This is a genomic window from Streptomyces sp. NPDC034099, from assembly GCF_055575415.1.
Map to the genome: position 1 here is coordinate 134,861 of NZ_JBVISR010000012.1, position 24,573 is coordinate 159,433.

Annotated in this window: 24 protein-coding genes; 9 read left to right on the top strand and 15 right to left on the bottom strand. The window is 74.0% G+C overall.

Going from position 1 to position 24,573, the window contains the following annotated elements; genetic code table 11:
* The first annotated feature begins 1 nt into the window (after position 1).
* Positions 2-496 carry a nitrate reductase molybdenum cofactor assembly chaperone gene (narJ, locus tag ACZ56V_RS30300; RefSeq protein ID WP_398915950.1) on the top strand — a complete coding sequence of 165 codons (495 nt, stop codon included), beginning with the start codon at positions 2-4 and terminating at the stop codon, positions 494-496.
* Positions 493-1,215, top strand: coding sequence for a respiratory nitrate reductase subunit gamma (gene narI, locus ACZ56V_RS30305; RefSeq protein WP_398915947.1), 723 nt, complete (start codon positions 493-495; stop codon positions 1,213-1,215). The genes narJ and narI overlap by 4 nt, the downstream gene beginning before the upstream one ends.
* 10 nt (positions 1,216-1,225) lie before the next feature.
* Here narI and ACZ56V_RS30310 read toward each other — a convergent pair whose 3' ends face one another.
* Positions 1,226-2,038 carry a hypothetical protein gene (locus ACZ56V_RS30310; RefSeq protein ID WP_468946693.1) on the bottom strand — a complete coding sequence of 271 codons (813 nt, stop codon included), beginning with the start codon at positions 2,036-2,038 and terminating at the stop codon, positions 1,226-1,228.
* On the bottom strand, positions 2,035-2,520 hold the full coding sequence (locus tag ACZ56V_RS30315; protein WP_356369751.1) for a SigE family RNA polymerase sigma factor: 486 nt from the start codon (positions 2,518-2,520) through the stop codon (positions 2,035-2,037). The genes ACZ56V_RS30310 and ACZ56V_RS30315 overlap by 4 nt, the downstream gene beginning before the upstream one ends.
* 197 nt (positions 2,521-2,717) lie before the next feature.
* Here ACZ56V_RS30315 and ACZ56V_RS30320 point away from each other — a divergent pair, with 197 nt between their 5' ends.
* Complete coding sequence (locus tag ACZ56V_RS30320) at positions 2,718-3,896, top strand: hypothetical protein (protein WP_467382787.1); 1,179 nt, start codon at positions 2,718-2,720, stop codon at positions 3,894-3,896.
* Positions 3,897-3,971: 75 nt separating this feature from the next.
* Here the strand turns inward: ACZ56V_RS30320 and ACZ56V_RS30325 are convergent, their stop codons facing one another.
* From ACZ56V_RS30325 to ACZ56V_RS30340, 4 genes are all read right to left on the bottom strand, one after another.
* Positions 3,972-4,397, bottom strand: coding sequence for an OsmC family protein (locus ACZ56V_RS30325; RefSeq protein WP_468946696.1), 426 nt, complete (start codon positions 4,395-4,397; stop codon positions 3,972-3,974).
* A gap of 199 nt (positions 4,398-4,596) precedes the next feature.
* Positions 4,597-6,021, bottom strand: a complete 1,425-nt coding sequence (locus tag ACZ56V_RS30330) for an amino acid permease (protein ID WP_398915942.1) — start codon at positions 6,019-6,021, stop codon at positions 4,597-4,599.
* Positions 6,022-6,103: 82 nt separating this feature from the next.
* The gene (locus ACZ56V_RS30335; RefSeq protein ID WP_468946698.1) at positions 6,104-8,257 is read right to left on the bottom strand and encodes a phage holin family protein; all 2,154 of its coding nucleotides are present in this window, start codon (positions 8,255-8,257) and stop codon (positions 6,104-6,106) included.
* A gap of 108 nt (positions 8,258-8,365) precedes the next feature.
* Positions 8,366-8,767 carry a hypothetical protein gene (locus ACZ56V_RS30340; protein WP_104634093.1) on the bottom strand — a complete coding sequence of 134 codons (402 nt, stop codon included), beginning with the start codon at positions 8,765-8,767 and terminating at the stop codon, positions 8,366-8,368.
* A 93-nt stretch (positions 8,768-8,860) separates the two neighbouring features.
* On the opposite strand from ACZ56V_RS30340, the gene ACZ56V_RS30345 reads away from it, so the two are divergent.
* Complete coding sequence (locus tag ACZ56V_RS30345) at positions 8,861-9,634, top strand: MBL fold metallo-hydrolase (protein ID WP_398915938.1); 774 nt, start codon at positions 8,861-8,863, stop codon at positions 9,632-9,634.
* The gene (locus tag ACZ56V_RS30350; RefSeq protein WP_467382783.1) at positions 9,631-10,257 is read left to right on the top strand and encodes a DedA family protein; all 627 of its coding nucleotides are present in this window, start codon (positions 9,631-9,633) and stop codon (positions 10,255-10,257) included. The genes ACZ56V_RS30345 and ACZ56V_RS30350 overlap by 4 nt, the downstream gene beginning before the upstream one ends.
* A gap of 156 nt (positions 10,258-10,413) precedes the next feature.
* On the opposite strand, the gene ACZ56V_RS30355 is transcribed toward ACZ56V_RS30350, so the two are convergent.
* The 7 genes from ACZ56V_RS30355 to ACZ56V_RS30385 form a co-directional block, all read right to left on the bottom strand.
* Positions 10,414-11,454: an MBL fold metallo-hydrolase gene (locus ACZ56V_RS30355; RefSeq protein ID WP_398915935.1), complete on the bottom strand. Its 1,041-nt coding sequence runs from the start codon at positions 11,452-11,454 to the stop codon at positions 10,414-10,416.
* Entirely contained in the window at positions 11,451-12,764 is a 1,314-nt protein-coding gene (locus ACZ56V_RS30360) for an aminotransferase class I/II-fold pyridoxal phosphate-dependent enzyme (RefSeq protein ID WP_398915934.1), read from the bottom strand. The genes ACZ56V_RS30355 and ACZ56V_RS30360 overlap by 4 nt, the downstream gene beginning before the upstream one ends.
* Before the next feature lie 204 nt (positions 12,765-12,968).
* The gene (locus tag ACZ56V_RS30365) at positions 12,969-13,877 is read right to left on the bottom strand and encodes a hypothetical protein (protein ID WP_468946704.1); all 909 of its coding nucleotides are present in this window, start codon (positions 13,875-13,877) and stop codon (positions 12,969-12,971) included.
* A gap of 139 nt (positions 13,878-14,016) precedes the next feature.
* Positions 14,017-14,817: an RNA polymerase sigma factor SigF gene (locus ACZ56V_RS30370; protein WP_468946707.1), complete on the bottom strand. Its 801-nt coding sequence runs from the start codon at positions 14,815-14,817 to the stop codon at positions 14,017-14,019.
* A 291-nt stretch (positions 14,818-15,108) separates the two neighbouring features.
* Entirely contained in the window at positions 15,109-15,525 is a 417-nt protein-coding gene (locus tag ACZ56V_RS30375; protein WP_468946710.1) for a VOC family protein, read from the bottom strand.
* 5 nt (positions 15,526-15,530) lie between these two features.
* On the bottom strand, positions 15,531-15,947 hold the full coding sequence (locus ACZ56V_RS30380) for a helix-turn-helix transcriptional regulator (protein ID WP_468946845.1): 417 nt from the start codon (positions 15,945-15,947) through the stop codon (positions 15,531-15,533).
* Positions 15,948-16,062: 115 nt separating this feature from the next.
* A complete protein-coding gene (locus ACZ56V_RS30385; protein WP_398915926.1) occupies positions 16,063-18,453 on the bottom strand; it encodes an ATP-binding cassette domain-containing protein in 2,391 nt (796 codons plus the stop codon).
* 209 nt (positions 18,454-18,662) lie between these two features.
* Here ACZ56V_RS30385 and ACZ56V_RS30390 point away from each other — a divergent pair, with 209 nt between their 5' ends.
* Both ACZ56V_RS30390 and ACZ56V_RS30395 read left to right on the top strand, forming a co-directional pair.
* Complete coding sequence (locus ACZ56V_RS30390) at positions 18,663-19,061, top strand: DUF2795 domain-containing protein (RefSeq protein ID WP_052840523.1); 399 nt, start codon at positions 18,663-18,665, stop codon at positions 19,059-19,061.
* A 24-nt stretch (positions 19,062-19,085) separates the two neighbouring features.
* A complete protein-coding gene (locus tag ACZ56V_RS30395; protein WP_468946713.1) occupies positions 19,086-19,628 on the top strand; it encodes a type 1 glutamine amidotransferase domain-containing protein in 543 nt (180 codons plus the stop codon).
* A gap of 67 nt (positions 19,629-19,695) precedes the next feature.
* On the opposite strand, the gene ACZ56V_RS30400 is transcribed toward ACZ56V_RS30395, so the two are convergent.
* Entirely contained in the window at positions 19,696-19,974 is a 279-nt protein-coding gene (locus tag ACZ56V_RS30400) for a DUF6158 family protein (protein WP_468946715.1), read from the bottom strand.
* 62 nt (positions 19,975-20,036) lie between these two features.
* On the opposite strand from ACZ56V_RS30400, the gene ACZ56V_RS30405 reads away from it, so the two are divergent.
* Entirely contained in the window at positions 20,037-21,158 is a 1,122-nt protein-coding gene (locus ACZ56V_RS30405; RefSeq protein ID WP_468946717.1) for a baeRF2 domain-containing protein, read from the top strand.
* Between the two features lie 55 nt (positions 21,159-21,213).
* On the opposite strand, the gene ACZ56V_RS30410 is transcribed toward ACZ56V_RS30405, so the two are convergent.
* Positions 21,214-22,833: an ABC-F family ATP-binding cassette domain-containing protein gene (locus ACZ56V_RS30410; protein WP_468946719.1), complete on the bottom strand. Its 1,620-nt coding sequence runs from the start codon at positions 22,831-22,833 to the stop codon at positions 21,214-21,216.
* 134 nt (positions 22,834-22,967) lie between these two features.
* On the opposite strand from ACZ56V_RS30410, the gene ACZ56V_RS30415 reads away from it, so the two are divergent.
* Entirely contained in the window at positions 22,968-24,485 is a 1,518-nt protein-coding gene (locus tag ACZ56V_RS30415; protein ID WP_467382773.1) for a phosphatase PAP2 family protein, read from the top strand.
* Positions 24,486-24,573: the final 88 nt, after the last annotated feature.

Genomic DNA, 24,573 nt, shown 5'->3' on the forward strand with positions numbered 1-24,573 from the left:
GATGCCCGGCTTCGAGGTCCTGTACCAGGCGGCGGCGCTCTGTCTGACGTATCCCGACGACGACTTCCGCGCCCGGCTGCCCCTGCTGCGCGAGGCGGCGCCCCAGCTGCGCGGCTTCACCGACCACGCTGCGGCGACCGGGCAGGGCGAACTCCAGGCGCACTACGTGGAGGTCTTCGACTTCAAGAACCGGCACAGCCTCTACCTGAGCTGGTGGACCGACGGCGACACCCGCAACCGCGGGATGTCCCTGGTCCGCTTCAAGGAGCTGTACCGCGCGCACGGCCTGGAGTTCACCGGCGAGGAGCTGCCGGACTTCCTGCCGGCGGTCCTCGAGTTCGTCTCCCGCACCGGGGACATGGAGATGCTCACCGAGCACCGCGACGCCCTGGACCAGCTGCGCTCCCGGCTCACCGCCTTCGGCACGCCGTACGCGTGCGTCCTGGACGCCGTGTGCGCCACTCTGCCGCCCGCACCCGCCGGAGCCCGCCGATGAACGTCTTCCTGTGGGGCGTCCTGCCCTACGCCGCCTTCGCGCTGCTGATCGCGGGACTGGTCTGGCGGCACCGCTACGACCGCTTCGGCTGGACGACCCGCTCCTCACAAATCTACGAGTCCAAGCTCCTCAACATCGCCTCGCCGGTCTTCCACTACGGCATCCTGTTCGTCCTCGCCGGCCACCTGATCGGCCTGTTCGTCCCGGCCTCCTGGACGCAGTCGATCGGCATCAGCGAACACGCCTACCACCTGTTCTCGCTCTACGGCGGCACCTTCGCCGGGGTCCTCGCGGTCGCCGGGATCGGCCTCCTGATCTACCGCCGCCGCACCAACGCGCCCGTCTTCCGGGCCACCACGGCCAACGACAAGCTCATGTACGTCTTCCTGCTCGGCGCCCTGCTCCTGGGCATGATCGCCAAGCTGTCCGACACCTCGGGCAACGGCTACGACTACCGGAGCACCATCGCCCCCTGGTCGCGCAGCCTGTTCACGCTGAACCCGAGGACGGAGCTGATGGCGGGCGTGCCGGTGCTGTACCACGTGCACGCGGTGGTCGGGATGGTGCTGATCGCCCTGGTGCCCTACACCCGCCTGGTGCACATGTTCAGCGCGCCCCTGCAGTACCTGACCCGCCCGTACGTGGTCTACCGGTCGCGCGACCCCGGACAACTGGGGCCGCGCCCGGACCGGCGGGGCTGGGAGCGCGCGGGCTCCTGAACCGTGCCGCCTACCTCCCCGCCACCGGTTCCGGTCGCAGCATCAGGGCGCGGAGCTGCTCACGGGTCAGGGGCGGGATCCGCAGCAGGGGGCCGAGCTGTCCATGGCCGCGGTAACCGGCGCTGTCGCGGACGAACAGGGTCCGGCCGTCGGGGAGCACGAGCCGGCCGGTGAGTTCCTCGCCCCACTCCAGGCCGTCCTCGTTCCGCTCCGGCGGCTGCCGCCAGATGGTCAGCACCCGGCCGCCGGCCAGTTCCTCGCGCACGCAGTCGGTGCGGGACGGCTCGGTCCCGGTCCGCGCGCAGAGGTCCGCGGCAGGGCCATGCCCGTCGGGGAGCTTCGCGTCCAGGTACGTCTGGTCGTGCAGGGCGACTCCGAGGTAGCCGACGCCGTCCGGCCGGCGGAGGGCGTACCAGCCGTCCAGGGCGCCCTGGGACTCCCCGCCGGTGGCGGTCTCCCGGTCCGCGTCCTTCAGCAGCACGGCCAAGGAGATCTCCTCGACCTCCCCGGCATCGGCGGGCAGCAGTCCTGCGAGCCTCCGGTCCCGCCCGGAGCCACCGGCCGGCTCGGTGTGCGTCGGAGGGGCGCCGGAAGGGACGGCGGTGGCCGATGCCCGGTCCGCCCCGCCCGAGGGCACGGCGGACACGGTGAACAGCGCGCCGGCCACGACGGCCAGCGCCCCGCCGGCCACCACCGCGCGGCGCCTTCGGCGCACTCGGGACGCCTGGGCGAACACCACTGCCGTGTCGAACGAGGGACTGCCGGCTCTCTCGGCGGCCCGGGCGAGCAGGTCCCGCACCTCGTCGTCCATGACGTCGCTCATACGAACTCCTTCCCCACCGCGGCGCGGAGCGCCGCCAGCCCGCGGGCGGTGTGGCTCTTCACCGTGTTCTCCCGCATTCCGAGCACCGCGGCGGTCGCCTCGACGCTCTGGTCCTCCCAGTAGCGCAGCACCAGCACGGCCCGCTGCCGCGGGGTGAGGCGGGCCAGCGCCGACCGCACCACCATCCCGGTCTCCGAGTCGGACTCGGGAGCGGCCTGTTCCGGCAGCTCCCCGTAGGCGTGCTCACGCCGCCAGAACCGGCGCCTGCCCTCGATGAAGGTGTTGAACAGCGTCTTGCGGGCGTACGCCTCGACGTTGTCCAGCCTCTGCAGGCGCCGCCAGCCGAGCACCACCTTGACCAGGGTCGTCTGCACCAGGTCCTCCGCCTCGTCGCGGTTGCCGCACATCAGGAAGGCGCTCCTGAAGAGCGCCAGGCGTCTGTCACGCACGAAGTCGTGCAGCGCGTCCTCACCGCGATCCACCCCGCCCCCCTTTCCCCGTCCGCCCGCGCGGACGGTCTCACCGTTCAAGTGCGGTGGCCCGCCCTCCCGGTTGCGGTCCGGACCGTCGGACCGGGCGGCGGAAAAGGGCCCCTGGACGCCGCAACGTCCTTGTCCCGCCACCGCATTGAGAAGGAGTGCAGACGTCGGACACCGAGAACGCAGCGGGAGAACCCAGAATGAGTGGAGTACGCGTACGAACGAGAGCCGCAGTCGCGGCCCTGGCCCTGGCCGCGGTCACCGTGCCGGCCGCCACGGCGCACGCCGAGGCCCGGTGGTCCGCCACGGACCTGACACGCGTGGGCGACGCGGCCCTGACCGGCGTCACCAGGGTGGACGGCGACACCACCTGGGTCTACGGGGTCCGGGTCGGCCAGGAGGGCAAGGTCCAGCCCAGGACACCGCTGCTGCTCGCCCGCGACGACGGCGAGAGGTCCTGGCGGGAGATCCCGATGCCGGCGTTCGCCGACCGCTCCAACCGGATCAGCGCGATCAGCGCCGTGTCCCGGGACAACGCCTGGGCGGTCGGTCTGTACGAGGAGTCACGGGGCGTCTTCCTCACCCAGCACTGGGACGGCACCGAGTGGCGGGTGGTCGACGCGCCGGCGCCCGAGGGGACGAAACTCGCCGGCGCCGGACTGCTGGACGTGTCGGCACGGGCCCGCGACGACGTGTGGGCGGTCGGCTGGCTCATCGTCGTCGACAGCGAGGTGCCCAATCCCGACAAGCCCGGGGGGACGATCCAGGAGACGCACGCCGAGGCGATGCTCCAGCACTGGGACGGCGAGGCGTGGCACCTCGTGCCCGTGCCGGACGCCGCCTCTCTGTGGACGAACTCCGTCACCGCCCTCGCCGACGACGACGTGTGGGTCTCCGGTTACACCTCCGAGGACCAGCCGTCGATGCTGCACTACGACGGCACGTCCTGGTCCCGTGTACCGGTCCCCTACAACGGGGTCAACGGCGAACTCGTCGACCTGGAGGCCCGCGGGGCGAACGACGTCTGGGCGGCGGGCCGGACGCTGGACGACGACGAGGACACCGGGCACGCGCTGCTCGCGCACTGGAACGGCCGCTCCTGGAAGCAGGTGCCGACGCCCGCCGACGCCGGTCGCGTGAACGACCTGACCCTCGCGCCGGGAGGAGTGGCGGTCGCCGGGGAACAGCGGGACGGCACACCGTACGTCATGCGGCTGCGCCGTGGCCGGTGGTCGGAGCCGTCCGTCCCGCCGGGCGGTGCGGACGGCACCCGGTACCTGACCGGACTGGCCTGGACCCCGCAGGGCGTCACCGCCGTCGGGTACGACGAGGGGGCGACGGGCCTTCCCGGCCCGTTGCTGCTGACCGGCGGGCGCTGACTGCCGGGCCGCGCCGGGCCGCCCGCGCCCTCCGGCACCGAAGGTGAACGTGCTGGAGGGCGCGGGGCGTCGGGCTCAGGCGAGCTTGGCCGACAGGGTGATGGTCGTGCCGGTCAGGGCCTGGCTGACCGGGCAGTTCTTCTTGGCGTCCTCGGCGGCGACGACGAACGCGTCGTTGTCGAGGCCGGGGACGGTGCCCTCCACGGTGAGGTGGATGCCCTTGATGCCCTCACCCGGCTGGAAGGTCACGTCGGCCGAGGTGACGAGCTTGGTGGGCGGGGTGCCGGCGCCGGCCAGGCCGTGCGACAGCGCCATGGAGAAGCAGCTGGAGTGGGCGGCGGCGATCAGCTCCTCGGGGCTGGTCTTGCCGTTCGCCTGCTCGGCGCGCGACGGCCACGACACCGGCTGCTCGCCGATGCCGGACGAGTCGAAGGTGACGACACCGTTGCCCTCGAGCAGGTTGCCTTCCCAGACGGTGTGTGCGGAGCGCGTGGTTGCCACGGCGGGTCCTCTCGAATTCGCTTGCTGTACCGGGGTGGTGGTAGCCCGTGCCCGGGTTCCCGCCCCCATCCGATCACACTACTGCTCAGCTCACCCGGAAGACCGGCCCCGTGGGCGGGCCCGACCGGGAAGGTCCGCGGGAAGCGTCCGACGACGGTGCAGCGGGTCGCGAGGTCGTAGTGCTCCGCCCGCAGGCCCATCACGAGGCGGCGGCCCCCTCCGCGCGGCGCCTGCGGGCCGCCATCACCGCGTACACGAGCACGCCCGCGAACAGGAACAGCACGCCCTGGTAGACCGCCGCGTAGCCGGCGCCCGCGACGAGCCAGAGGGAGAAGGCCGCCGCCACCGCCGCGATCACGCCGTCCCGCACCAGGCGTGCCCGGTCGACCTTCTCGCCCTGTCCGGAGACCAGGTGGAAGATCTGGGCGGCCGTGGCCAGCAGGTACGGCACGGTGGCGGTGAAGGTGGTGACGAGGACCAGGACCTCGAAGACCTTCGCCGAGCCGGAGGTGTAGTTGTAGACGGTGAGCAGCGAGGCGAGGACGACGGTGACGCCGACGCCCACCGTGGGCACCCCGCGCCGCCTGCGCGCGAACGCGGCCGGGAAGAGGCCGTCCCTGGCCGCCGCGTAGGGGGTCTGGGCGCTGAGCAGGGTCCAGCCGTTGAGGCAGCCGGTCATCGAGACCAGGGCGGCCAGCGCGACGGCCCAGCCGCCCCAGGCGCCGCCGAACATGGCGTTCACGGCGTCCGAGAAGGGGGCGTCCGAGGTGACCAGGCGGTCGTGGGCGACGGTGCCGAAGACCGAGAGGGTGCCGAGGAGGTAGACCAGGGCCGCGCCCGCGGTGCCGATGACCGTGGCCCGGCCGACCGTGCGGCGGGGGTCCTTGACCTCGCCCGCGCTGACGGCGGCGGACTCCACGCCGAGGTAGGAGAAGAGCAGGATCGCGGCGGCCGCGGAGACCGCGCCGATGCCGCTGGAGCCGCTCGCGTTGAACGGGCCGAGGTTGTCCGGGTCGAAGAAGAACAGCCCGCCGACCGCGACGAGCAGCAGCGGCGCGAACTTCAGCACGGTGGAGACCAGCTGGACGGCGCCCACATAGCGGGTGCCGGCGAAGTTGGCGAGCGCGGGCAGCCACTGGACGACGAGTGCGGCCAGGCACGCCGTCCAGCGGTGGTCGTTCACCGGGATCAGGACGTCGAGGTAGCCGACGGCGGCGACGGCGAGGGCCGCGTTGGACACCCAGGTGGTGATCCAGTACGCCCAGGCGGCGAGGAACCCGGCGAAGTCGCCGAAGGCCTCGCGGGCGTAGACGTAGGGGCCGCCGGTGCGCGGGTCGCGGGCGGCGAGGCGGCCGAAGACCAGCGCGAGCGCGACGGCGCCGACGGTCAGGACGCCGAAGGCGAGCAGGCTGATGGTGCCGAAGGGGGCGACGGAGGCGGGGAGCAGGAAGATGCCGCCGCCGATGATGTTGCCCATGACCAGGGCGGTGGCGACGGGGAGCCCGAAGCGGCGGGCGTGCCGTCCGCTGCCGGGAGCGGGGTCGGCGGGAGCGGGGTGGTCGGGGGCCGCGGGGGTCGCCTGCGGTTCCGGAGCCGGTGGGGGGACGGTCCCGGTGACGTGCATGGGGTGGTGCGCCTCTCATGGAACGGGTGCCCGGGATCGCCGGACGCGCCCATGGTCGGGCACGGTCCCGCATCGTTCCAAATCAGGCGCTTTTGTCCTGTACGAACCCCTCCGTGACGGGAAAAGGTGCGTCGTCCACGGCGTTCGGCCGCGAATCGTCCACAGGGCCCACGGGCACCTGCGGGCCGTTCGACTCGCGCAGCCAGCGGCGCAGCACCCGGTGCACGTGTTCGGCACCGACGATCTCCGCGTCCTCGGCGACCGGCGCGGACAGGACGACCGGCGACAGCAGGAAGGCGCGCGACTGGGCGCCGCCGAGTCCGCCGTGCGAGCCGATCTGCTCCTCGAAGGCGAGCACCTCGCCGTCGGCCGGGTCGTGGAAGGAGTTGACCATGATGTCGGCGGTGTGCGGGAAGGAGTGCGTGCGGCGTACGGCGTCGGCGGCGCCGGGACCGAAGGGGGCGAGCGGCCCCGGGTCCTCGTCGAGCCGGTCCAGCGGCACCTCGACGCCGCGCGCGCCGAGCACGACACCGCCGTGTTCCTCACTGCGCACCAGCAGGAAGCCGACGCCGGGGTGGTTGGCGAGGGTCGGCAGCAGGGCGGGGTGGCGTGCGTCGATCTCCTCCCTGGTCATCCGGTGCGGCACGTCCGGGAAGGAGACCAGGCCCAGGTTGCCGGAGGCCAGCACGATCGGCTCGGAGCGGCGCCCGGTGGGGGTGTCGGCGGGCCGCTGCTGCTCGGCGCACTCCTCGACGGGCCGGTGCAGGGCGGCCCGTACGGTGTTGCGCGCCTCGGCACCGCTGCGGGTGCGCCGGGCACTGCGCGGCACGGGCAGTCCGCAGCCGGCCCGCACCAGGTCGGCGAGGGTCAGGCCGTAGCGGGCGCGGAAGGTCTCGCCGGGGCTCTGGCCGTGGTCGGAGAGGATCACGATCCGGTACGGGCGGGGGGCGTGCTCGGCGACCTTCTCGATCAGGGCGAGGGACCGGTCCAGCCGCTGGAGGACCTTGACGGCGTCCCGGCCGCCCGGCCCGGAGTGGTGGGCGACCTCGTCGTAGGCCACCAGGTCGGCGTAGACGGCGGTGCGGCCGGCGAGCATGTCGCCCATGACCGCGGCGACGACGACGTCGCGTTCGACGACCGTCGCGAAGGCGCGCACCAACGGGTAGAGACCGCCGCGCGAGACCCGCGGGCGGACCTTGTGGACGCGGGCGCGGGTGGACTGGCCGATCTCCCGGCACACCTCGGCGACGAAGGACATCGCGGTGCGCACGGCGTTGGCGGGGTCGGAGAAGTAGGCGAAGTAGCCGGATCTGGAGCGGGTCTCGGGGCTGCGGCGGCGGGTGGCTATGGACAGCACGAGGGCCTGTTCGTCGGCGCCGCCGCCGAACAGGTTGCCGCGGCTGGCGCCGTCGAGGCTGAGCAGTCCGCCGTCGCCGGTGCGGCGCACGGCGCGGTACTGGAGTTCGGCGGCGCTGGACGGGCGGTTGCAGACCATGACCTCGCCACTGTCCTTCTCGTACCAGCGGAAGGCGGGGACGTCGTGGTTGCTGCCGTGCAGGATGCCGAGCTGGCTGGCGCCGGTCTGGCTGGACCAGTCGGTGCGCCACGGGGCGAGCCGGTGGGTGGCGGAGGCGCCGTCGCGGCCGAGCCATCGGGCGATGGTGGGCATGGCGCCGCGGTCGACGGCGTCGAGCAGGACGTCGTGGCCGACGCCGTCCAACTGGAGGAAGACGGTGCCGGGGTCTGCCGGGCAGGGCGGCCCGGATCTGCGGCGGCGGTCGGCGAGGCGGTACAGGCGGCGCCGGTAGGCGTCGTCGTCGCGCACGGCCAGGGCGCCGCCGGTGGCGGAGGCGACGGCGGACATGACGGCGGCCACGACGACCGCCGTCTCGGGGGCGACGCCGCCGCGTCCGGCCGGGTTGACGTCGATCGCGAGGAGCAGCAGGCCGCCGTTGAGAAAGAAGACCAGCAGTCCGAGGACGAGGGTCGGCACCAGGAGCAGCAGGCGGACCAGGAGCGGCCAGACCAGGGCCGAGAGCAGGCCGAAGGCTCCGGCGCCGACCGCGGCGGTCATGGCGATGTCGGTCGCGCTGTCGCCGTCGGGCGACTGGAGCCGGAAGTCGGGCAGGATCCCGGCGAGCACGAGCATGGTGACGGTGGAGACGGCCCACACCGTGACACTCCGCCCCGTCTGACTGGCGACCCGGCGCCAACGCCCTCCACCCACGCTCTGCACACCTCACGTCCCGGCCCGTCGTCCGCGCGGGCCTTCCCCACCCTGCCACAACGCTCCGGACTGCCCGTTTGTCCCCCCTGGGTCCGGTTCGCACCCGCGCGACGGCGGTCAGCGGCCGTCGTACCCGGCCGTCGGCATCGAGAGCCTGCGGTGCACGCACGCCTTCATCCGGGCGTCGTAGGACGGTTCCGCGTGGCCGACGGTCTCGACGCGGACGCCGCGCCGCGCGCACTCCGCCGTGAAGTCGTCGACGGAGGACAGCGCGCTCTCCAGCACCCGGCGGCTGGGCGCCACGAACAGGTCCTGTCCGGGGCGCACTCCGTCCCACAGGGCGTCGTGGTCGTGCCGCAGACCGCGCACCAGCAACTGCCTGGCGACGACGTAGCCGTGCTCCACGGCCCAGCGGGCGCACATGGCGTGCTGGCTGCGGGAGTCGACCAGGAAGGGATCGTCGTCCAGTTGTTCCAGTGGCGTCAGACTCGCGATCGCCGTCACCCGCACCGGCCCCATGGTGTCCCCCTCACCTCCCGTCACCTCCCGTTTTCGCCGCCGACCCTACTCCTGGACGTAGGCTTCGGGGAGTCGCGCGAAGGAGGCAAAGAGGTGCCGGTGGAGCTCACCTGGTGGGGTCACGCCACCTGCACGGTCGAGGATTCGGGCATCCGCGTGCTCACCGATCCCCTGTTCGTCCGCCGGCTGGCCCATCTGCGCCGCAGGCGGGGCGCGGTGCCGCCGCCGGCGGCGTGGCGCGCGGACGTGGCACTGGTCTCCCATCTGCACGCCGACCACCTGCATGTGCCGTCGCTCGCGCGGCTCGCGCCGGGCACGCGCCTGCTCGTGCCCCGGGGCGCACGACGGGCGGTGCCGGGGCTGCGCCGGCTCGGGCACCTGGAGCTGACCGAGGTGGCGCCGGGCGACGAGACGACCGTCGGTGACCTGCGGATACGGGCGGTCCCCGCGCGGCACGACGGGCGGCGGCTGCCGGTCGGACGGCACCGCGCACCGGCGCTCGGCTATGTCGTCGAGGGCGAGGTCCGGACGTACTTCGCCGGGGACACCGGTCTGTTCGACGGCATGGAGGAGGAGGTCGGGCCGGTCGACGTGGCGCTGCTGCCGGTGGGCGGCTGGGGCCCCTACCTGGGTGCGGAGCACCTGGACGCGGGGCGGGCGGCCGAGGCACTGGCCCGGCTGGCGCCGCGCACGGCGGTGCCGGTGCACTACGGCACGTACTGGCCGATCGGGATGGACGCCGTGCGCCCCCACGAGTTCCACACGCCGGGCGAGGAGTTCGTGCGCCTGTCGGCGCTGCGCGCGCCGGGCGTGGCGGTGCACCGGCTGGGGCACGGCGAGAGTGTGCGGGTGGAGGTCGCGCGGTGAGCTGGCTGGGGGCCGCGACACTGAACATACCGACGGAGCCGACGCAGCAGGCGCTCGGCTATCCGTCGCTGTTCCTGCTGGTGCTGATCGGGGCGCTGGTGCCGGTGGTACCGACGGGAGCGCTGGTGAGTTCGGCGGCGGTGGTGGCGATGCACCAGACGCTGCCGTTCGCCATGCTGATGGTGTTCGCGACGGCGTCGCTGGCCGCGTTCTGCGGCGACATGGCGCTGTACTGGCTGGGCCGGCGCGGGGTGGGCTCGAAGAACGGCTCGCGCTGGCTGGAGGCGATCCGGTCCCGGGCGCCGGAGGAACGGCTGGCGCAGGCGCAGGAGAAACTCGCCGAGCACGACGTCGCGGTGCTGGTGCTCTCCCGGCTGGTGCCGGCCGGCCGGATACCGGTGATGCTGGCCTGCCTGCTGGCGAAGTGGCCGCTGCGCCGCTTCGCGCGCGGCAACCTGCCGGCCTGCCTGGCCTGGGCGCTGACCTACCAGCTGATCGGGGTCCTCAGCGGCGCCCTGTTCAGCAAGCCGTGGGAGGGCGTCGCCGCGGCGATCGCCCTCACCGTACTGGTCAGCACCGCCCCGGGCGTGTGGCGCCACTTCCGGGGACCGGCGAAGGCGTAGGCCTTCGGCGGTTGGCCCGGGACACGCGGACGGCCCCACGAAGGACCGTCCGGGGCGTGCGGCGACACGTCCGGCGACCGGAAACACGGCAGGCGCGCCGGTGCGTCACTCACGGGGTCGCGGGGCGAGGACGGGTCCTGTGCCGGGCGGTGGTCGCTACTCCAGCACCCGGGAGCCGCCGACCGGCAGGTCCCACAGGCGTTCGCGGGGCAGGCCCGCCTGTTCCCAGGCGGCGCGTACGCGGGTGAGGGGTTCCAGGACCGGCTCCGCGGACAGCACGAACGTGCCCCAGTGCATCGGCGCCATGTGGCGCGCGCCGACGTCCTGGGCGGCCCGTACCGCCTCCTCCGGGTCGCAGTGCACGTCGCTGAGCCACCAGCGGGGGTCGTAGGCGCCGATGGGGAGCAGGGCGAGGTCGATGCCGGGGTAGCGGCGGCCGATACGGGCGAACCAGTGGCCGTACCCCGTGTCACCGGCGAAGTAGACGCGCCGCCCGTCGGGGCCGGTGAGGACCCAGCCGCCCCACAGGGTGCGGCACGTGTCGGTGAGGGTGCGCTTGGACCAGTGGTGGGCCGGGACGAAGTCGAACCTGACCCCGTTCAGCTCGGTCGCCTCCCACCAGTCCAGCTCGGTGACCCGGGTGAAGCGGCGGCGGTGGAACCAGCGGCCGAGACCGGCGGGCACGAGGACGGGGGTGTCGCGCGGGAGCCTGCGCAGGGTGGGCGCGTCCAGGTGGTCGTAGTGGTTGTGGCTGATGACGACGGCGTCGACGCGGGTCAGGGCGCTCCAGGCGACGCCGACGGGGGTGACCCGGGGCGGGGTGCCGAGGATCCGGCGGGACCAGACCGGGTCGGTGAGCACGGTGAGGCCGCCGATCCGCACCACCCAGCTGGCGTGTCCGGCCCAGGTGACGGCGACGGTGCGGGCGTCCACGCGGGGCAGTGGGCCGGGGGCGTAGGGCAGCCGGGGGATGTCGGCGAGTCCGGCGGGTCCGGGTCTGACAGCGCCCTCGCGGGCGAATCTGGCGAGGGCCTTCAGACCGGGCAGCGGGGCGGTCAGCCGGTCGTGGAAGGTCCGCGGCCACACCCGGTGCTCGGCCGGTGGCCGGGGCTCGGCGAGCGGCGGGTGGGCGGCGGCCGCGTCGGTGTCCTCGGCGGACTCGGGGCTGCTGGTGGTCGACCGGGGCTGCTGCGTCATCGAGGGGGCTCCCATCGCTGAGCGTCGCGGAGACCGTCGAAGACCGACTTCAGACCGGTCAACGCGCGTTGCACGTGTGGCAGTTCCAACGGGTCCGGCGAGGTGAGGCATTCCGCCCGCCGCTCGTCGGTGCCCGCGTCGAGCAGGGGCCCGGTGGCGAGCCGGACGCGCAGGGCGGCCAGGTCGTCCCCGAAGCGGTGGCCGCCGGGGGCCGGCATGCCGAGCCGGGCGCTGAGGAAGTCCTCCAGTTCCTGGGCGTCGCCGACGCCCTCGGCGCCGAGCGCGTCGCGCAGCGGGCCGAGGTCGACGTACAGGTGGCGGCCCGCCTGCGGGGGCCGGGCGGTGGCGCCCGCGGCGACGACGGCGGTGTGCACGGCGGCGGCCACGCGCGCGTGCAGGCGTACGGCGGCGGCCCGGCGGTCGGTGACCGGCTCGGGTTCGTCGAGCGCGTACCCGGCCGCGGCGGCGACGGGGGCCGCGACGCGGGCGCCGAGCGCGGTGAGCACGTCGAGCACGCGCGCGTGCAGGCCGTTCCCGGCGGCGGAGGCGGGGAAGCGGGCGACGGCGGCCGGCCAGGCCGGCGGGAGCAGCGCGCCCGCCAGGTCGGTGACGACGGTGACCCGCTCGGGCAGCATCTCGGCGGGGCTGAGGAGCACGGTGGCGTGCGGGTCGTGCAGGGTGTCGCGCCAGGTCTCGTCGCTGACCAGGTGCAGTCCCTCGCCCGCGGCGGCCTCGACGGTCTCGTGCAGCAGCTCGGGCGGCGCGACGGTGCCGGTCGGGTCGTCGGCGACGGACAGCACGAGCAGTCGGGGGTCGCCGCCCTCGGCGCGGACCCGGCGGACGGTTTCCAGCAGGGCGTACGGGTCGGGCACGCCGCCGGACTCGGCCGCTGTCGGGACGTGGAAGACGGGTCTGCCCAGCAGCCGTGCGTACGGTGCCCACCATGCGGCGCAGGGACGGGGCACCAGCACGTCGCCGTCCAGTGCGGCGGTCAGCGCGAGCAGGAGGGCGCCCGCGCCGGGGGCGGCGGCCAGGTGGGCGGGTTCGGTGGTCAGGCCTCGACGGTCCCAGTAACCGCTCGCGGCGTCCAGGAGGGCGGGGGCGCCACCGGCCGGTTCCCCGCGTGAGCGGCCCGCGGCGGCGGCGAGTACGGCGGACAGCTCGGGCAGCACCGGCAGCCCGTCGTCGGGGAAGTGCGGGCCGTACCGGACGGGACCGTGGCCCACGGCGCCGTGGCCCGCACCGGTGCGGCCGACGGTGCCGTGGCCTGCGGGTCCGGTGGCCGGGCCCTCGGGGACCGTGCGCCGCATACGTACCTCCGCGCGTCCGTGCCGCCTGTCCGTGCCGTGTCCCGTCTCCGTCGGGCCCGGTCCTGGTTTCCGGCCGGGCCCGGGCCGGTCCGGGCCCGTCCCGTGCTCGCTCGCCGTTCGTTGATCCCAGTACCCATCGCGCCGCCCCGCCATGGCTCCGGCTCCGGTTGCGCGCGTCACAGTCGGACCGGCGTCCGCGCGGGGTCAGCGCTGGCCGTCCTCCCCGCGCAGGCGCAGCCGCAGCCGGTGCGCGGCCGCGCCGCACGCGCCCGCGATCAGGACGCCACCGGCGACCAGCGCGGGCACCGAGTCGCCGAAGGTCCCGCCGGTACCGGCCCGCACCCCGTGCTCCGCCGTCCCACCGCCGCAGGACGTGCCCTGCGCGGTGGGTTCGGGGCAGGCGGGCTTGGTGGGGGCGCAGGGCGTGCCGTGGGCGGAGGTCCCCGCGCGCGGGGCGGCGGTCTCCCGGCACGCCGGCTGACCGGCGCCGGCGCCGTTCTCCTCCGGCACGCTCATGGTCGCGCTCCAGGGGTCGCCGCCCTCGCCGCCCGAGGCGTCCGGGCAGGCGCCGTCGACGGTCCAGTCCTCCGCGGCCCCGGCGCCGTCCGTCTCCGCCGAGCCCTCGGTGTCCGCGGCGCCCCCGGCGCCCGTCGAGTCCTCCGTGCCCTGCGCGCTCCGCTCGGCCGCGAAGTCCTCGGCGGCCGCTATGCGCGCGGTGCCCCGGTAGGCCGGTCCGGACGCCGCCCCCGCGTCGTCCGCCACCTTGCGCAACGCGACGGTGCCCTCCTCGAAGGCCGCGGAGGTGGCGTCGAGGCTCGCGGGCGCGGCCCCGCCGGTCGGGCCGCACGAGACCGAGACGGTGACGGTGTCACCGGGGGCGGCGTCCGCCGGGCTGACCTGTGCGGCGGCCTGCCCGGCGGTCGGCGGGTCGGCCTCCTCCGCGGACGGCGGGGGTACGGCTGCCGGGTCCTCGGCGGACGGCGGGGCAACGGGCTCCCCCATGTCGGCGGGGGGCGGCGGGACTCCCGGGTCGGCCGCGCCGAGCCCCGCGGAGAGACCGAGGGCGGCACTGGCCAGCACGGCGACGGACAGGGCGCGGGCGGTGCGACGCATGGGACGGGCTCCTTCGAGCGACGGCTTGCGGGGCACTGCACTCGCGCCCCTCGGCCATCACAGCCCGCCCGGCACGGGGACGCCCGTCACCGTGCTCCGTTCGCGCGAACGGGGCGCCCGGGCGGGTGAGCCCAAGGTTTCACGCTTCCGGGCCCGGGTCCCGCAGCACCTGCTCCCGCACCCGGTCGCAGCAGCGGGTGATCAGGCGGGAGACGTGCATCTGGGAGATGCCGAGCTGTTCGGCGATGCGGCTCTGGGTCATGTCGTCGAAGAAGCGCATGTAGAGGATGGCGCGCTCGCGCGGGGGCAGGGCGGCCAGCCGGTCCTTGACGGCCTCGCGGTCGACGACCGTGTCGAGGGCCGGGTCGGGGGCGCCGAGCGCGTCGGCCAACGAGTAGCCGTCCTCACTGCCGGGGAGTTCGGCGTCCAGGGACAGGGCCGTGAAGCTCTCCAGGGCCTCCAGCCCGATCCGGACGTCCTCCTCGCTCAGGTCGGCGCGCTCGGCGATCTCGGAGACGGTGGGCCTGCGGCCCGAGATGGTCTGGGACAGGTCCTGGCCGGCGAAGCGGACGCGGTTGCGCAGCTCCTGGACCCGGCGCGGCACGTGCAGGGTCCACATGTGGTCGCGGAAGTGGCGCTTGATCTCGCCGGTGATGGTCGGCACGGCGTAGCTCTCGAAGGCGTTGCCGAGCTCGGGGTCGTAGCGGTCGACGGCCTTGACGAGACCGAGGGCCGCGACCTGGCGCAGGTCCTCGTGGCTCTCGCCGCGGCTGCGGAACCGTCCCGCCAGCCGCTCGGCCATGGGCAGCCACGCCTCGACGATCCGGTCGCGGAGCGCGTCGCGCTCCGGGCCGTCGGGAAGGGCGGCGAGCCGGCGGAAGGCGTCGGCGGTGTCGGGTGCGTCGTCGTGCGGGTGCTTCACACTGGCGTGGATCGGCATGGTGCGTCGCAACTCCCTCGGAGTGCGGGGTCCCGTCGTCGCGCCGGACGGCAGTCCGGTCGGCACGGCCCGCTCCCGGGCGGCCGGGGTCGGGGGAACCTCCGGCTCGCGGGGGCGGGCGGAGCCGTACGACGACACGGCCCTTGAGGTCGGGCGGTCACCGTGGGAGGGCGTCCGGGCCCCGCGCGGACGCGTCCGTGGCGGTGTCGCGCCGCTCCCACGGACGTGCCTCCTGTCCGAAGCACTGACCTTGCGCCTGCCCCCGGTCCCCCAATCCAAACACCCTGATTCTCAGCCGTTGCGAGGCTGCCTGAAGCGCACCATGTTGCCGGCCGGGTCGCGGAAGGCGCAGTCGCGGACGCCGTAGGGCTGGTCGACCGGTTCCTGGAGGACCTCGGCGCCCGCCGCGCGGACGTGCTCGAAGGTGGCGTCGACGTCGTCGGTGGCGAGGACGACGCCGCGCAGGTGCCCCTTGGCCAGGAGGTCGGCCATCGCCTCCCGGTCGGCGGCCGACGCGTTGGGGTCGGCGAGCGGGGGTTCGAGGACGATGTCCACACCGGGCTGCGCCGGGGAGCCGACGGTGACCCAGCGCATTCCCTCGAACCCGACGTCGTCGCGGACCTCCATACCGAGCACGTCCCGGTAGAAGCCGAGCGCCTCGTCGTGGTCGTCGACGGCTATGAAGCACTGCGAGAGGTTGATGTCCATGCGCGTCACGCTACGGGCGGCGGCGCGGGCGTCGCTTCTCCGTTCCTGACCGGCTGGACGTTCCCGACCGGCTCGCCGTTCCTGACCGGCCGGGTGTAGACCTTGGCGACGCAGGCGGGGACGGCGGCGCCGGCCGAGTGGTCGCGCTCGCGGTAGGCGCTCGGGCTCTCGCCGACCAGTTCGGTGAAGCGCGAGCTGAACGACCCCAGCGAGGTACAGCCGACCGCGAAGCAGACCTCGGTGACGCTCAGGTCGCCGCGCCGCAACAGCGCCATCGCGCGCTCGATGCGGCGCGTCATCAGATAGCTGTAGGGCGTCTCCCCGTAGGCGGCGCGGAAGCTGCGGGAGAAATGGCCCGCAGACATGAGGGCGACGCGGGCCAGCGCCGGCACGTCGAGCGGCTCGGCGTACTCGCGGTCCATCAGGTCGCGCGCCCGGCGCAGCCGGGCCAGGTCCTCCAGCGTCGTCACCCGACCACGATCCCACAGCGCCGGACACCGCCGGTAGCCGTACCGGCGCCGTGGGAGGCCGGCACGGTCAGGCGCCGACGTAGGCGGCGAGGTGCTCGCCGGTGAGGGTGGAGCGGTCGGCGACGAGATCGGCGGGGGTGCCCTCGAAGACGATCCGGCCGCCGTCGTGCCCGGCCCCGGGGCCGAGGTCGATGATCCAGTCGGCGTGCGCCATGACGGCCTGGTGGTGCTCGATGACGATGACCGACTTGCCGGCGTCGACGAGGCGGTCGAGCAGGCCGAGCAGCTGCTCGACGTCGGCGAGGTGCAGTCCCGTGGTGGGCTCGTCGAGGACGTACACGCCGCCCTTGTCGCCCATGTGGGTGGCCAGCTTGAGCCGCTGCCGCTCGCCGCCGGAGAGGGTGGTCAGCGGCTGGCCGAGGGTGAGGTAGCCGAGGCCGACGTCGGAGAGCCGCTGGAGGATCTTGTGCGCGGCCGGGGTGCGGGCCTGACCGGCGCCGAAGAACTCCTCCGCCTGGTCCACGGACATCGCGAGCACCTCGCTGATGTCCCGGCCGCCGAAGCGGTACTCCAGCACGGCGGGCTGGAACCGCTTGCCCTCGCAGTCCTCGCAGGGGGTGGCGACGCCGGCCATCATCGCCAGGTCGGTGTAGATGACACCGGCGCCGTTGCAGGCGGGGCAGGCGCCCTCGGAGTTGGCGCTGAACAGGGCCGGCTTCACGCCGTTGGCCTTGGCGAAGGCCTTGCGGATCGGGTCGAGCAGTCCGGTGTACGTCGCCGGGTTGCTGCGCCGCGAGCCCTTGATGGGGCTCTGGTCGACCGACACGACGTCGGCGCCGGCCGGGACCGAGCCGTGGATCAGGGAGCTCTTGCCGGAGCCGGCCACGCCGGTGACCACGCAGAGCACGCCGAGCGGGACGTCGACGTCGACGCCCTGGAGGTTGTGCGTCCGCGCGTCGCGGATCTCCAGGGCTCCGGTGGGCTTGCGGACGGACTCCTTGAGTGCGGCCCGGTCGTCGAGGTGGCGGCCGGTGACGGTGTCGGCGCCCCGCAGTTCCGCCACGGTGCCCTCGAAGCAGACGGTGCCGCCCGCGGTGCCGGCGCCGGGGCCGAGGTCGACCACGTGGTCGGCGATCGCGATGGCCTCCGGCTTGTGCTCGACGACGAGGACCGTGTTGCCCTTGTCCCGCAGCCGCAGCAGCAGGTCGTTCATCCGCTGGATGTCGTGCGGGTGCAGTCCGACGGTGGGCTCGTCGAAGACGTACGTGGTGTCGGTGAGCGAGGAGCCGAGGTGGCGGATCATCTTGACGCGCTGTGCCTCGCCGCCGGACAGGGTGCCCGCCGGCCGGTCGAGGGAGAGGTAGCCGAGGCCGATCTCCACGAAGGAGTCGAGGGTGTCCCGCAGCGCGGTGAGCAGCGGTGCCACCGACGGCTCGTCCAGTTCGCGGACCCACTCGGCCAGGTCCCGGATCTCCATCGCGCAGGCGTCGGCGATGCTGATCTTGCCGATCCGCGACGAGCGGGCGCCCTCGCTGAGCCGGGTGCCCTCGCACTCGGGACAGGTGGTGAAGGTGACCGCCCGCTCCACGAAGGCCCTGATGTGCGGCTGCATCGCCTCCTTGTCCTTGGACAGGAAGGACTTCTGGATCTTGGGGATCAGGCCCTCGTAGGTGAGGTTGACGCCGTTGACCTTCACCTTGACGGGCTCGCCGTACAGGAAGTCCCGCAGTTCCTTGTCGGTGTACTCGCGGATCGGCTTGTCCGGGTCCACGAAGCCGGACTGGGCGTAGACCTGCACGGTCCACTGGCTGTCCGACTTCCAGCCAGGGATGGTGAAGGCACCCTCCGCGAGTGACTTGGTGTCGTCGTAGAGCTGGGTGAGGTCGATGTCGGAGACGGTGCCGCGGCCCTCGCAGTTCGTGCACATGCCGCCGGTGCGCTGGAAGGTCGCCTTCACCGCCTTCTTGTTGCCCCGCTCGACGGTGATCGCGCCGCTGGCCCGCACGGAGGCGGTGTTGAAGGAGTAGGCGCTGGGCGGGCCGATGTGCGGCTCGCCGAGGCGGCTGAAGAGGATGCGCAGCATGGCGTTGACGTCGGTGGCGGTGCCGACGGTGGAGCGGGGGTCGGCGCCCATCCGCTGCTGGTCCACGATGATGGCGGTGGTGAGGCCGTCCAGGACGTCCACCTCGGGGCGGGCGAGGGTGGGCATGAAGCCCTGGACGAAGGCGCTGTAGGTCTCGTTGATCAGCCGCTGCGACTCGGCGGCGATCGTGTTGAACACCAGCGAGCTCTTGCCCGAGCCGGAGACGCCGGTGAACACGGTCAGCCGGCGCTTGGGAATGTCGATGCTGACGTCCTTGAGGTTGTTCTCGCGGGCGCCGAGCACACGGATCAGGTCGTGGCTGTCGGCGACGTGCGACCCGGGTCCCTGGGTGCCCGGCCTCTTGGCGCTGCTCATCGTGTCTCCATCTGTCGGGGGGCTCGGTGAAGGTGACGCCTTCTGTGCCTCGGTGGTCACACGCTAGAGCGGGCACGGCGGCCCGCGCTTCTCGATTACTGATCCGCTGCCGGGCGGCGGAAATCGGAGCGGACCCGTCCGGTCGAATCCGTGTCGGCCCCCGGTGTCCGGGTACGCGGTCGGCACCCCCTGAGGATCTGGAGGGAGACATGCAGCGAGGCAGCGACCGGATGAGCGTCCACCGCGACGACGAGATGAAGCACGAACTGCAGGGTCTGCTCAGGTCCGGGCACCCCACCCGCAGCGAGGAGTGGAACGACCCGGAACCCGCCGCCGAGGACGATCCGGACGTCATGTACGGACCGGTGACACCGGGCCGCGGACCGACGTACCTGGAGGCCCTGCGGCTGGAGCTGGCCCGGAACCTGACCCGGGGCAGCTTCCCGGCGGGCCCGCGGGAGCTGACCCGCGCACTGCGCCGCGGCAACGCGCCGGACGCCCTCGTCGAGGGGCTGGACCGACTGCCGCACAAGGCGCGCTATGACAACGTCCAGGAACTGGCGGTGGCTCTCACCGAGAGCGGCCGGTCCGGTTCGCAGGGCGCGTAGGCGCCGGAAGGGAGACCGAACTTTATGCGCATCGCATTTCTGACCGCGCCCGAGGGCGTGGAGCAGGTGGAACTGACCGAGCCGTGGCAGGCGGCGAAGGACGCGGGACACGAGCCCGTGCTCGTCTCCACGCAGTCCGGGGAGATCCAGGGCTTCAACCACCTCGACAAGGCGGACACGTTCCCGGTCGACGAGGTGCTGGGCGACACGTCCGCCGACTCCTTCGGCGGCCTGGTCCTGCCCGGCGGGGTGGCCAACCCGGACTTCCTGCGGACCGACGAGAAGGCCGTGGCCTTCGTCAAGGACTTCTTCACGCAGGGCCGGCCGGTGGCCGCCATCTGCCACGCGCCGTGGACACTCGTCGAGGCGGACGTCGTGCGCGGCCGCACCCTGACCTCGTGGCCCAGCCTCCGGACCGATCTGCGCAACGCGGGCGCCACCTGGGTCGACGAACAGGTCAAGGTCTGCGACGCGGGCGACAACACCCTGATCACCAGCCGCAAGCCGGACGACCTGAAGGCGTTCTGCGAGACCTACCTGGCGGAGTTCGCCAAGGCGGCCGGCTGAGGCACCGGGCGGACGGGCCACCGGCGAGGGATCGCGGGTGGCCCGCCGCCGTGTTCAGCCACCGCGCTCAGCCATTGGGGGCGGCGGCCTGGCCGCAGCCGCGTTCCCGGGCACCCTCGCGGGTGCGGCCCGCGGCCACCGAACGCCGGGGGTTGCGGCGCAGCCACTCGCCCTCCAGCCGGGCCATGCGGTCGTTGTGGGCCCGCAGCGCGTCGTTCGACCCGTAGAGCAGGGTGTCGTGGCGCGTGCGGTGGATGGTCTCCAGTTCTCTCATCAGCTGCTGGTCGTCCAGGCGGCCCGGGTCCACCCCGGTCGCGGTCTCGTCCCGCGTGTCGTGTTCGTTCATGCGACCCGGGTACCCGCCCCGGAGCACTACCACCCCCGAGCGGCACCCGGGAGGGCAGCCACATGGATCTCGCGTTTCTGCACCCCCTCTACGAACACCAGGGACCCTGGGCCTCCGTCTACCTCGACCTCTCGCGGAACGCGGAGGACACCGCCCACGAGCGTGAGCTGACGGCCGCCGCGGTGGCCAGGGAGCTGGCGGAGCAGGGCGCGGACGACGCCACCTGCCGGGCGGTGCGGGAGGCGGTGGACGAGCTGCGGCACGCCACCGATCCGCACGGGCGGGCCCTGTTCGCGTGCGCCGGACAGGTGGTCCTCGATCCGCCGCTGGCCCGGGCCCCGTACGGCGGGACCACCGCCGACTGGGCCCCGCTGCCGCACGTCACGCCGCTGCTCGACCTGGCCGGCGAGGACCCGGTGTGCGTGGTGGCGTACATCGACCGCAAGGGCGCCGACTTCGAGCTGCGCAGCGCGCTGGGCAGCTCCGACGTCGGCGGCGTGACCGGGCGGCAGTGGCCGGTGCACCGCACGAGCAGCGCGGACTGGTCGGAGCGCCACTTCCAGCTCCGGGTGGAGAACACCTGGGAGCACAACGCGGCGGAGATCGCGGACGCGCTCGCCGTGTGCCAGGAGGAGACGGGCGCCGACCTGCTGATCCTGGTGGGCGACGACCGGGAGCGGCGCTCGGTGCACGACCGGCTGCCCTCGCGTCTCCGGGAGCGCGTCGCCGAGGCCTCGCACGGCGCCGGCAGCAGGCTGCTGGACGGCGAGGTGGAACGGCTGCGCGAGGACCACGTCCGTGCGCGCGCCCGGGAGGACCTCGACCGGTTCCTGGCCGCCCGGTCACCGGACGGCGAGGGCCGGTCCGGCGCGGCGGAGGGTGTGCCCGCGCTGGTGGAGGCCGCCCGGGAGCACCGCATCGACGAGCTGCTGGTCATCCCGGACGCCCCCGACACGCACCGCGAGGTGTGGATCGGCGAGGACGCCGACCAGGTGGCGGTGCGCCGCACCGAGCTGAAGACGCTCGGCGAGCAGAACTCCTGGTCGGCCCGGGCGGACGACGCCCTGCTGCGTTCGGCGGTGATGACCGGCGCCCCGGCGATCTCGGTGACGCCGGTGCTGCCGCCGGAGACCGCTCAGAAGGCGCCGGTGGGCGGCCTGGGGGCGCTGCTGCGCTGGAGGTGACCTCCCAGGACGCCAGGGCGCCGGGACGCCGGGACGTCAGCGGGACATCAGGACGTCAGCGCGCCCGTTCCACCCGCCGTTCGTCCCAGACCGGCTCCGGTGTCTCGCGCACCCGCCCGTCGCTGCCGAAGACCAGGTACCGGTCGAAGGAGCGGGCGAACCAGCGGTCGTGGGTGACCGCGAGGACCGTGCCCTCGAAGCCCTCCAGGCCCTCCTGGAGGGCTTCGGCCGATTCCAGGTCGAGGTTGTCGGTGGGCTCGTCGAGGAGCAGGGCGGTGACGCCCTGGAGTTCGAGCAGCAGGATCTGGAAGCGGGCCTGCTGGCCGCCGGAGAGCCGGTCGAAGGCCTGCTCGGCCTGCTGGGTCAGCTCGTAGCGGCGCAGCCGGGACATGGCGGCGCCCCGGTCCTGGGCGTGCTCGGTCCACAGGATGTCCAGGAGGGTGCGGCCCAGCAGCTCGGGGTGGGCGTGGGTCTGCGCGAAGTGCCCCGGCACCACACGCGCCCCGAGCTTCCAGTGCCCGGTGTGCGTCACGTCGTCGCCGGCCAGCAGCCGCAGGAAGTGCGACTTGCCGGAGCCGTTGGAGCCGAGGACGGCGACCCGTTCGCCGTAGAAGACCTCCAGGTCGAAGGGTTTCATCAGGCCGGTGAGTTCCAGCTGCTCGCAGGTGACGGCGCGGACGCCGGTGCGGCCGCCCTTCAGGCGCATCCTGATGTCCTGCTCGCGCGGCGGCTCCGGCGGCGGCCCGGCCTCCTCGAACTTGCGCAGGCGGGTCTGGGCGGCGGCGTAGCGGGACGCCAGCTCGTGGCTGACCGCGGCCGCCTGACGCAGCGTCAGAACGAGTTTCTTCAGCTGTGCGTGCTTCTCGTCCCAGCGGCGGCGCAGTTCCTCGAAGCGGGCGAAGCGTTCCCGGCGGGCCTCGTGGAAGGTGTCGAAGCCGCCGCCGTGCACCCAGGCGTCGGCGCCCGCGGGGCCGGGCTCGACGGAGACGATCTTCTGTGCGGTGCGGGCGAGCAGCTCCCGGTCGTGGGAGACGAACAGCACGGTCTTGCGGGTCTCGGCGAGCCGCTCCTCCAGCCAGCGCTTGCCGGGCACGTCGAGGTAGTTGTCCGGCTCGTCGAGCAGCAGCACCTCGTCGGTGCCGCGCAGCAGCGCCTCCAGGACGAGGCGCTTCTGTTCACCCCCGGACAGGGTGCGCACCTGCCGCCACTGGGCCTTGTCGTACGGCATGCCGAGCGCGGCGGTGGTGCAGATGTCCCACAGGGTCTCGGCCTCGTATCCGCGCACCTCGGCCCAGTCGGAGAGCGCCTGCGCGTAGGTCAGCTGGGCGGCCTCGTCGTCCACCGTCATGATCGCGTGCTCGGCGGCGTCGACGGCGCGGGCGGCCTCGCGGATCCTGGTCTGCGCCACGGACACCAGCAGGTCGCGCACGGTCGTCTCGTCGCGTACGGAGCCGACGAACTGGCGCATGACGCCGAGGCCGCCGGTGACGGTGACGGAGCCGCCGTGCGGCTTCAGCTCGCCGGCGAGGAGGCGCAGCAGGGTGGTCTTGCCCGCGCCGTTGGGTCCGACGAGGGCCACGACGGCCCCCTCCCCCACCCGGAAGGAGACGTCGCCGAGGAGCGTCCTCCCGTCGGGGAGGTGGTACTCCAGGTGCGCGGCTTCGAGGTGACCCATGGGACCGGATTCTCCGGCTCGGGCCGTGCCCCGGGCAAACCCTTTTCGTCCTCCGTGCCGGCGTCCGCGGCGGGTGACCGGTACCACCGGCGGGGCACCGGCAGGAAACGCCGTCCGCAGGGTAGGCGGGACCCATGAGCCCCGACGTAGACCTCACCGTCCCGATGCCCGGCCCGCACCACCTCCGCGACGGTTTCCTGCGGCTGGACCAGCGGGTGTTCGAGGCCGTCGCCGCCCGCACCTGGCCCGGCGCCGACCCCCTGCTGCCCCGGTTGAGCCGCAGTGCCAACCACGGGGTGCTGTGGTTCGCCGCGGCCGCCGCCCTGGCCGCGTCGCGCACGCCGAGGGCGCGTCGCGCGGCCGCCCGGGGGATCGCCTCGCTGGGCCTGGCCTCGCTGACGATCAACACCCTCGGCAAGCGCACGGTGCGCCGCCCCCGCCCGGTGCTGGACCCGGTGCCGCTGGTCCGGCAGCTGAAGCGGCAGCCGATCACGACGTCCTTCCCGTCGGGACACGCGGCCTCGGCCGCCGCCTTCGCGACCGGTGTGGCGCTGGAGTCCCCGGCGTGGGGCGCGGCGGTGGCCCCGGTGGCCGCCGCGGTCGCCCTGTCCCGGGTCTACACCGGCGTCCACTTCCCGAGCGATGTGCTGGCCGGTGCCGCCCTCGGGGTGGGGGCCGCGTTCGCCGTGCGGGGCATGGTGCCGACCCGCGCCCAGCACACCCCGCCGGCCCGGCCGCGTGCCGAGGTGCCCGCGCTGCCGGGCGGCGAGGGACTGGTGATGATCGCCAACATCGGCTCGGGCACCTCGGACCGGGTGCGGGCGCTGTGCGACGCGCTGCCCGACGCGGAGGTGGTGGAGTGCGAGCCGGGGGACGTCCGGGCGGAGCTGGAGAAGGCGGCCGGTCACGCCCGGGTGCTCGGCGTGTGCGGCGGCGACGGCACCGTGAACGCGGCGGCCGAGACCGCGCTCCGCCACGGGCTGCCCCTCGCGGTGCTGCCCGGCGGCACGCTCAACCACTTCGCCTACGACCTGGGCGTGGAGGACGTACGGGACCTGTGCGGGGCGCTGGAGCGGGGCGAGGGGGTGCGGGTGGACGTGGGCCGGTTCGCCTCGGGCGGGCGGCGCGGTGTCTTCCTGAACACCTTCAGCCTCGGCGTGTACCCGGAGCTGGTGAACGAGCGGGAGCGCTGGTCGCCCCGGATCGGGGGCTGGCCGGCCGGGGTGCTCGCGGCGGTGCGGGTGCTGCGCGCCGACCGGCATCCGCTGGAGGCCGAGGTGCGCGGCCGCAGGCGCCCGCTGTGGATGCTGTTCGCGGGCAACGGCACGTACCACCGCCGGGGGCTCGCCTCGGGGCGCCGGCTCGACCTGGCGGACGGGCAGTTGGACGTGCGGGTGGTGCACGGGGGGCGCCGGCCTGCCCTGCGGCTGCTGTCCGCGGCCCTCGCGGGACCGCTGACCCGCTCGCCCGCGCACGCGGCGGTGCAGGTGCCCCGGCTGCGTCTGTCGGGCGTCGCGCCCGGCACGCTGATGGCGTTCGACGGTGAACTGACCGAGACGGAGGGCGACCTGACGCTGGAGAAGCTGCCCGAGGCGCTCACGGTCTACCGGCCGCTGCCCGGTGGCGGGCTGCTCACCCGGGCGACTTCCTGATGGCCCATCAGACCACATACTGAAACAGGGATCTCAGCATTCGGCTGGCGAGCGTACCGTGACCGCACAGCCGGGAGAGGGGATCCAC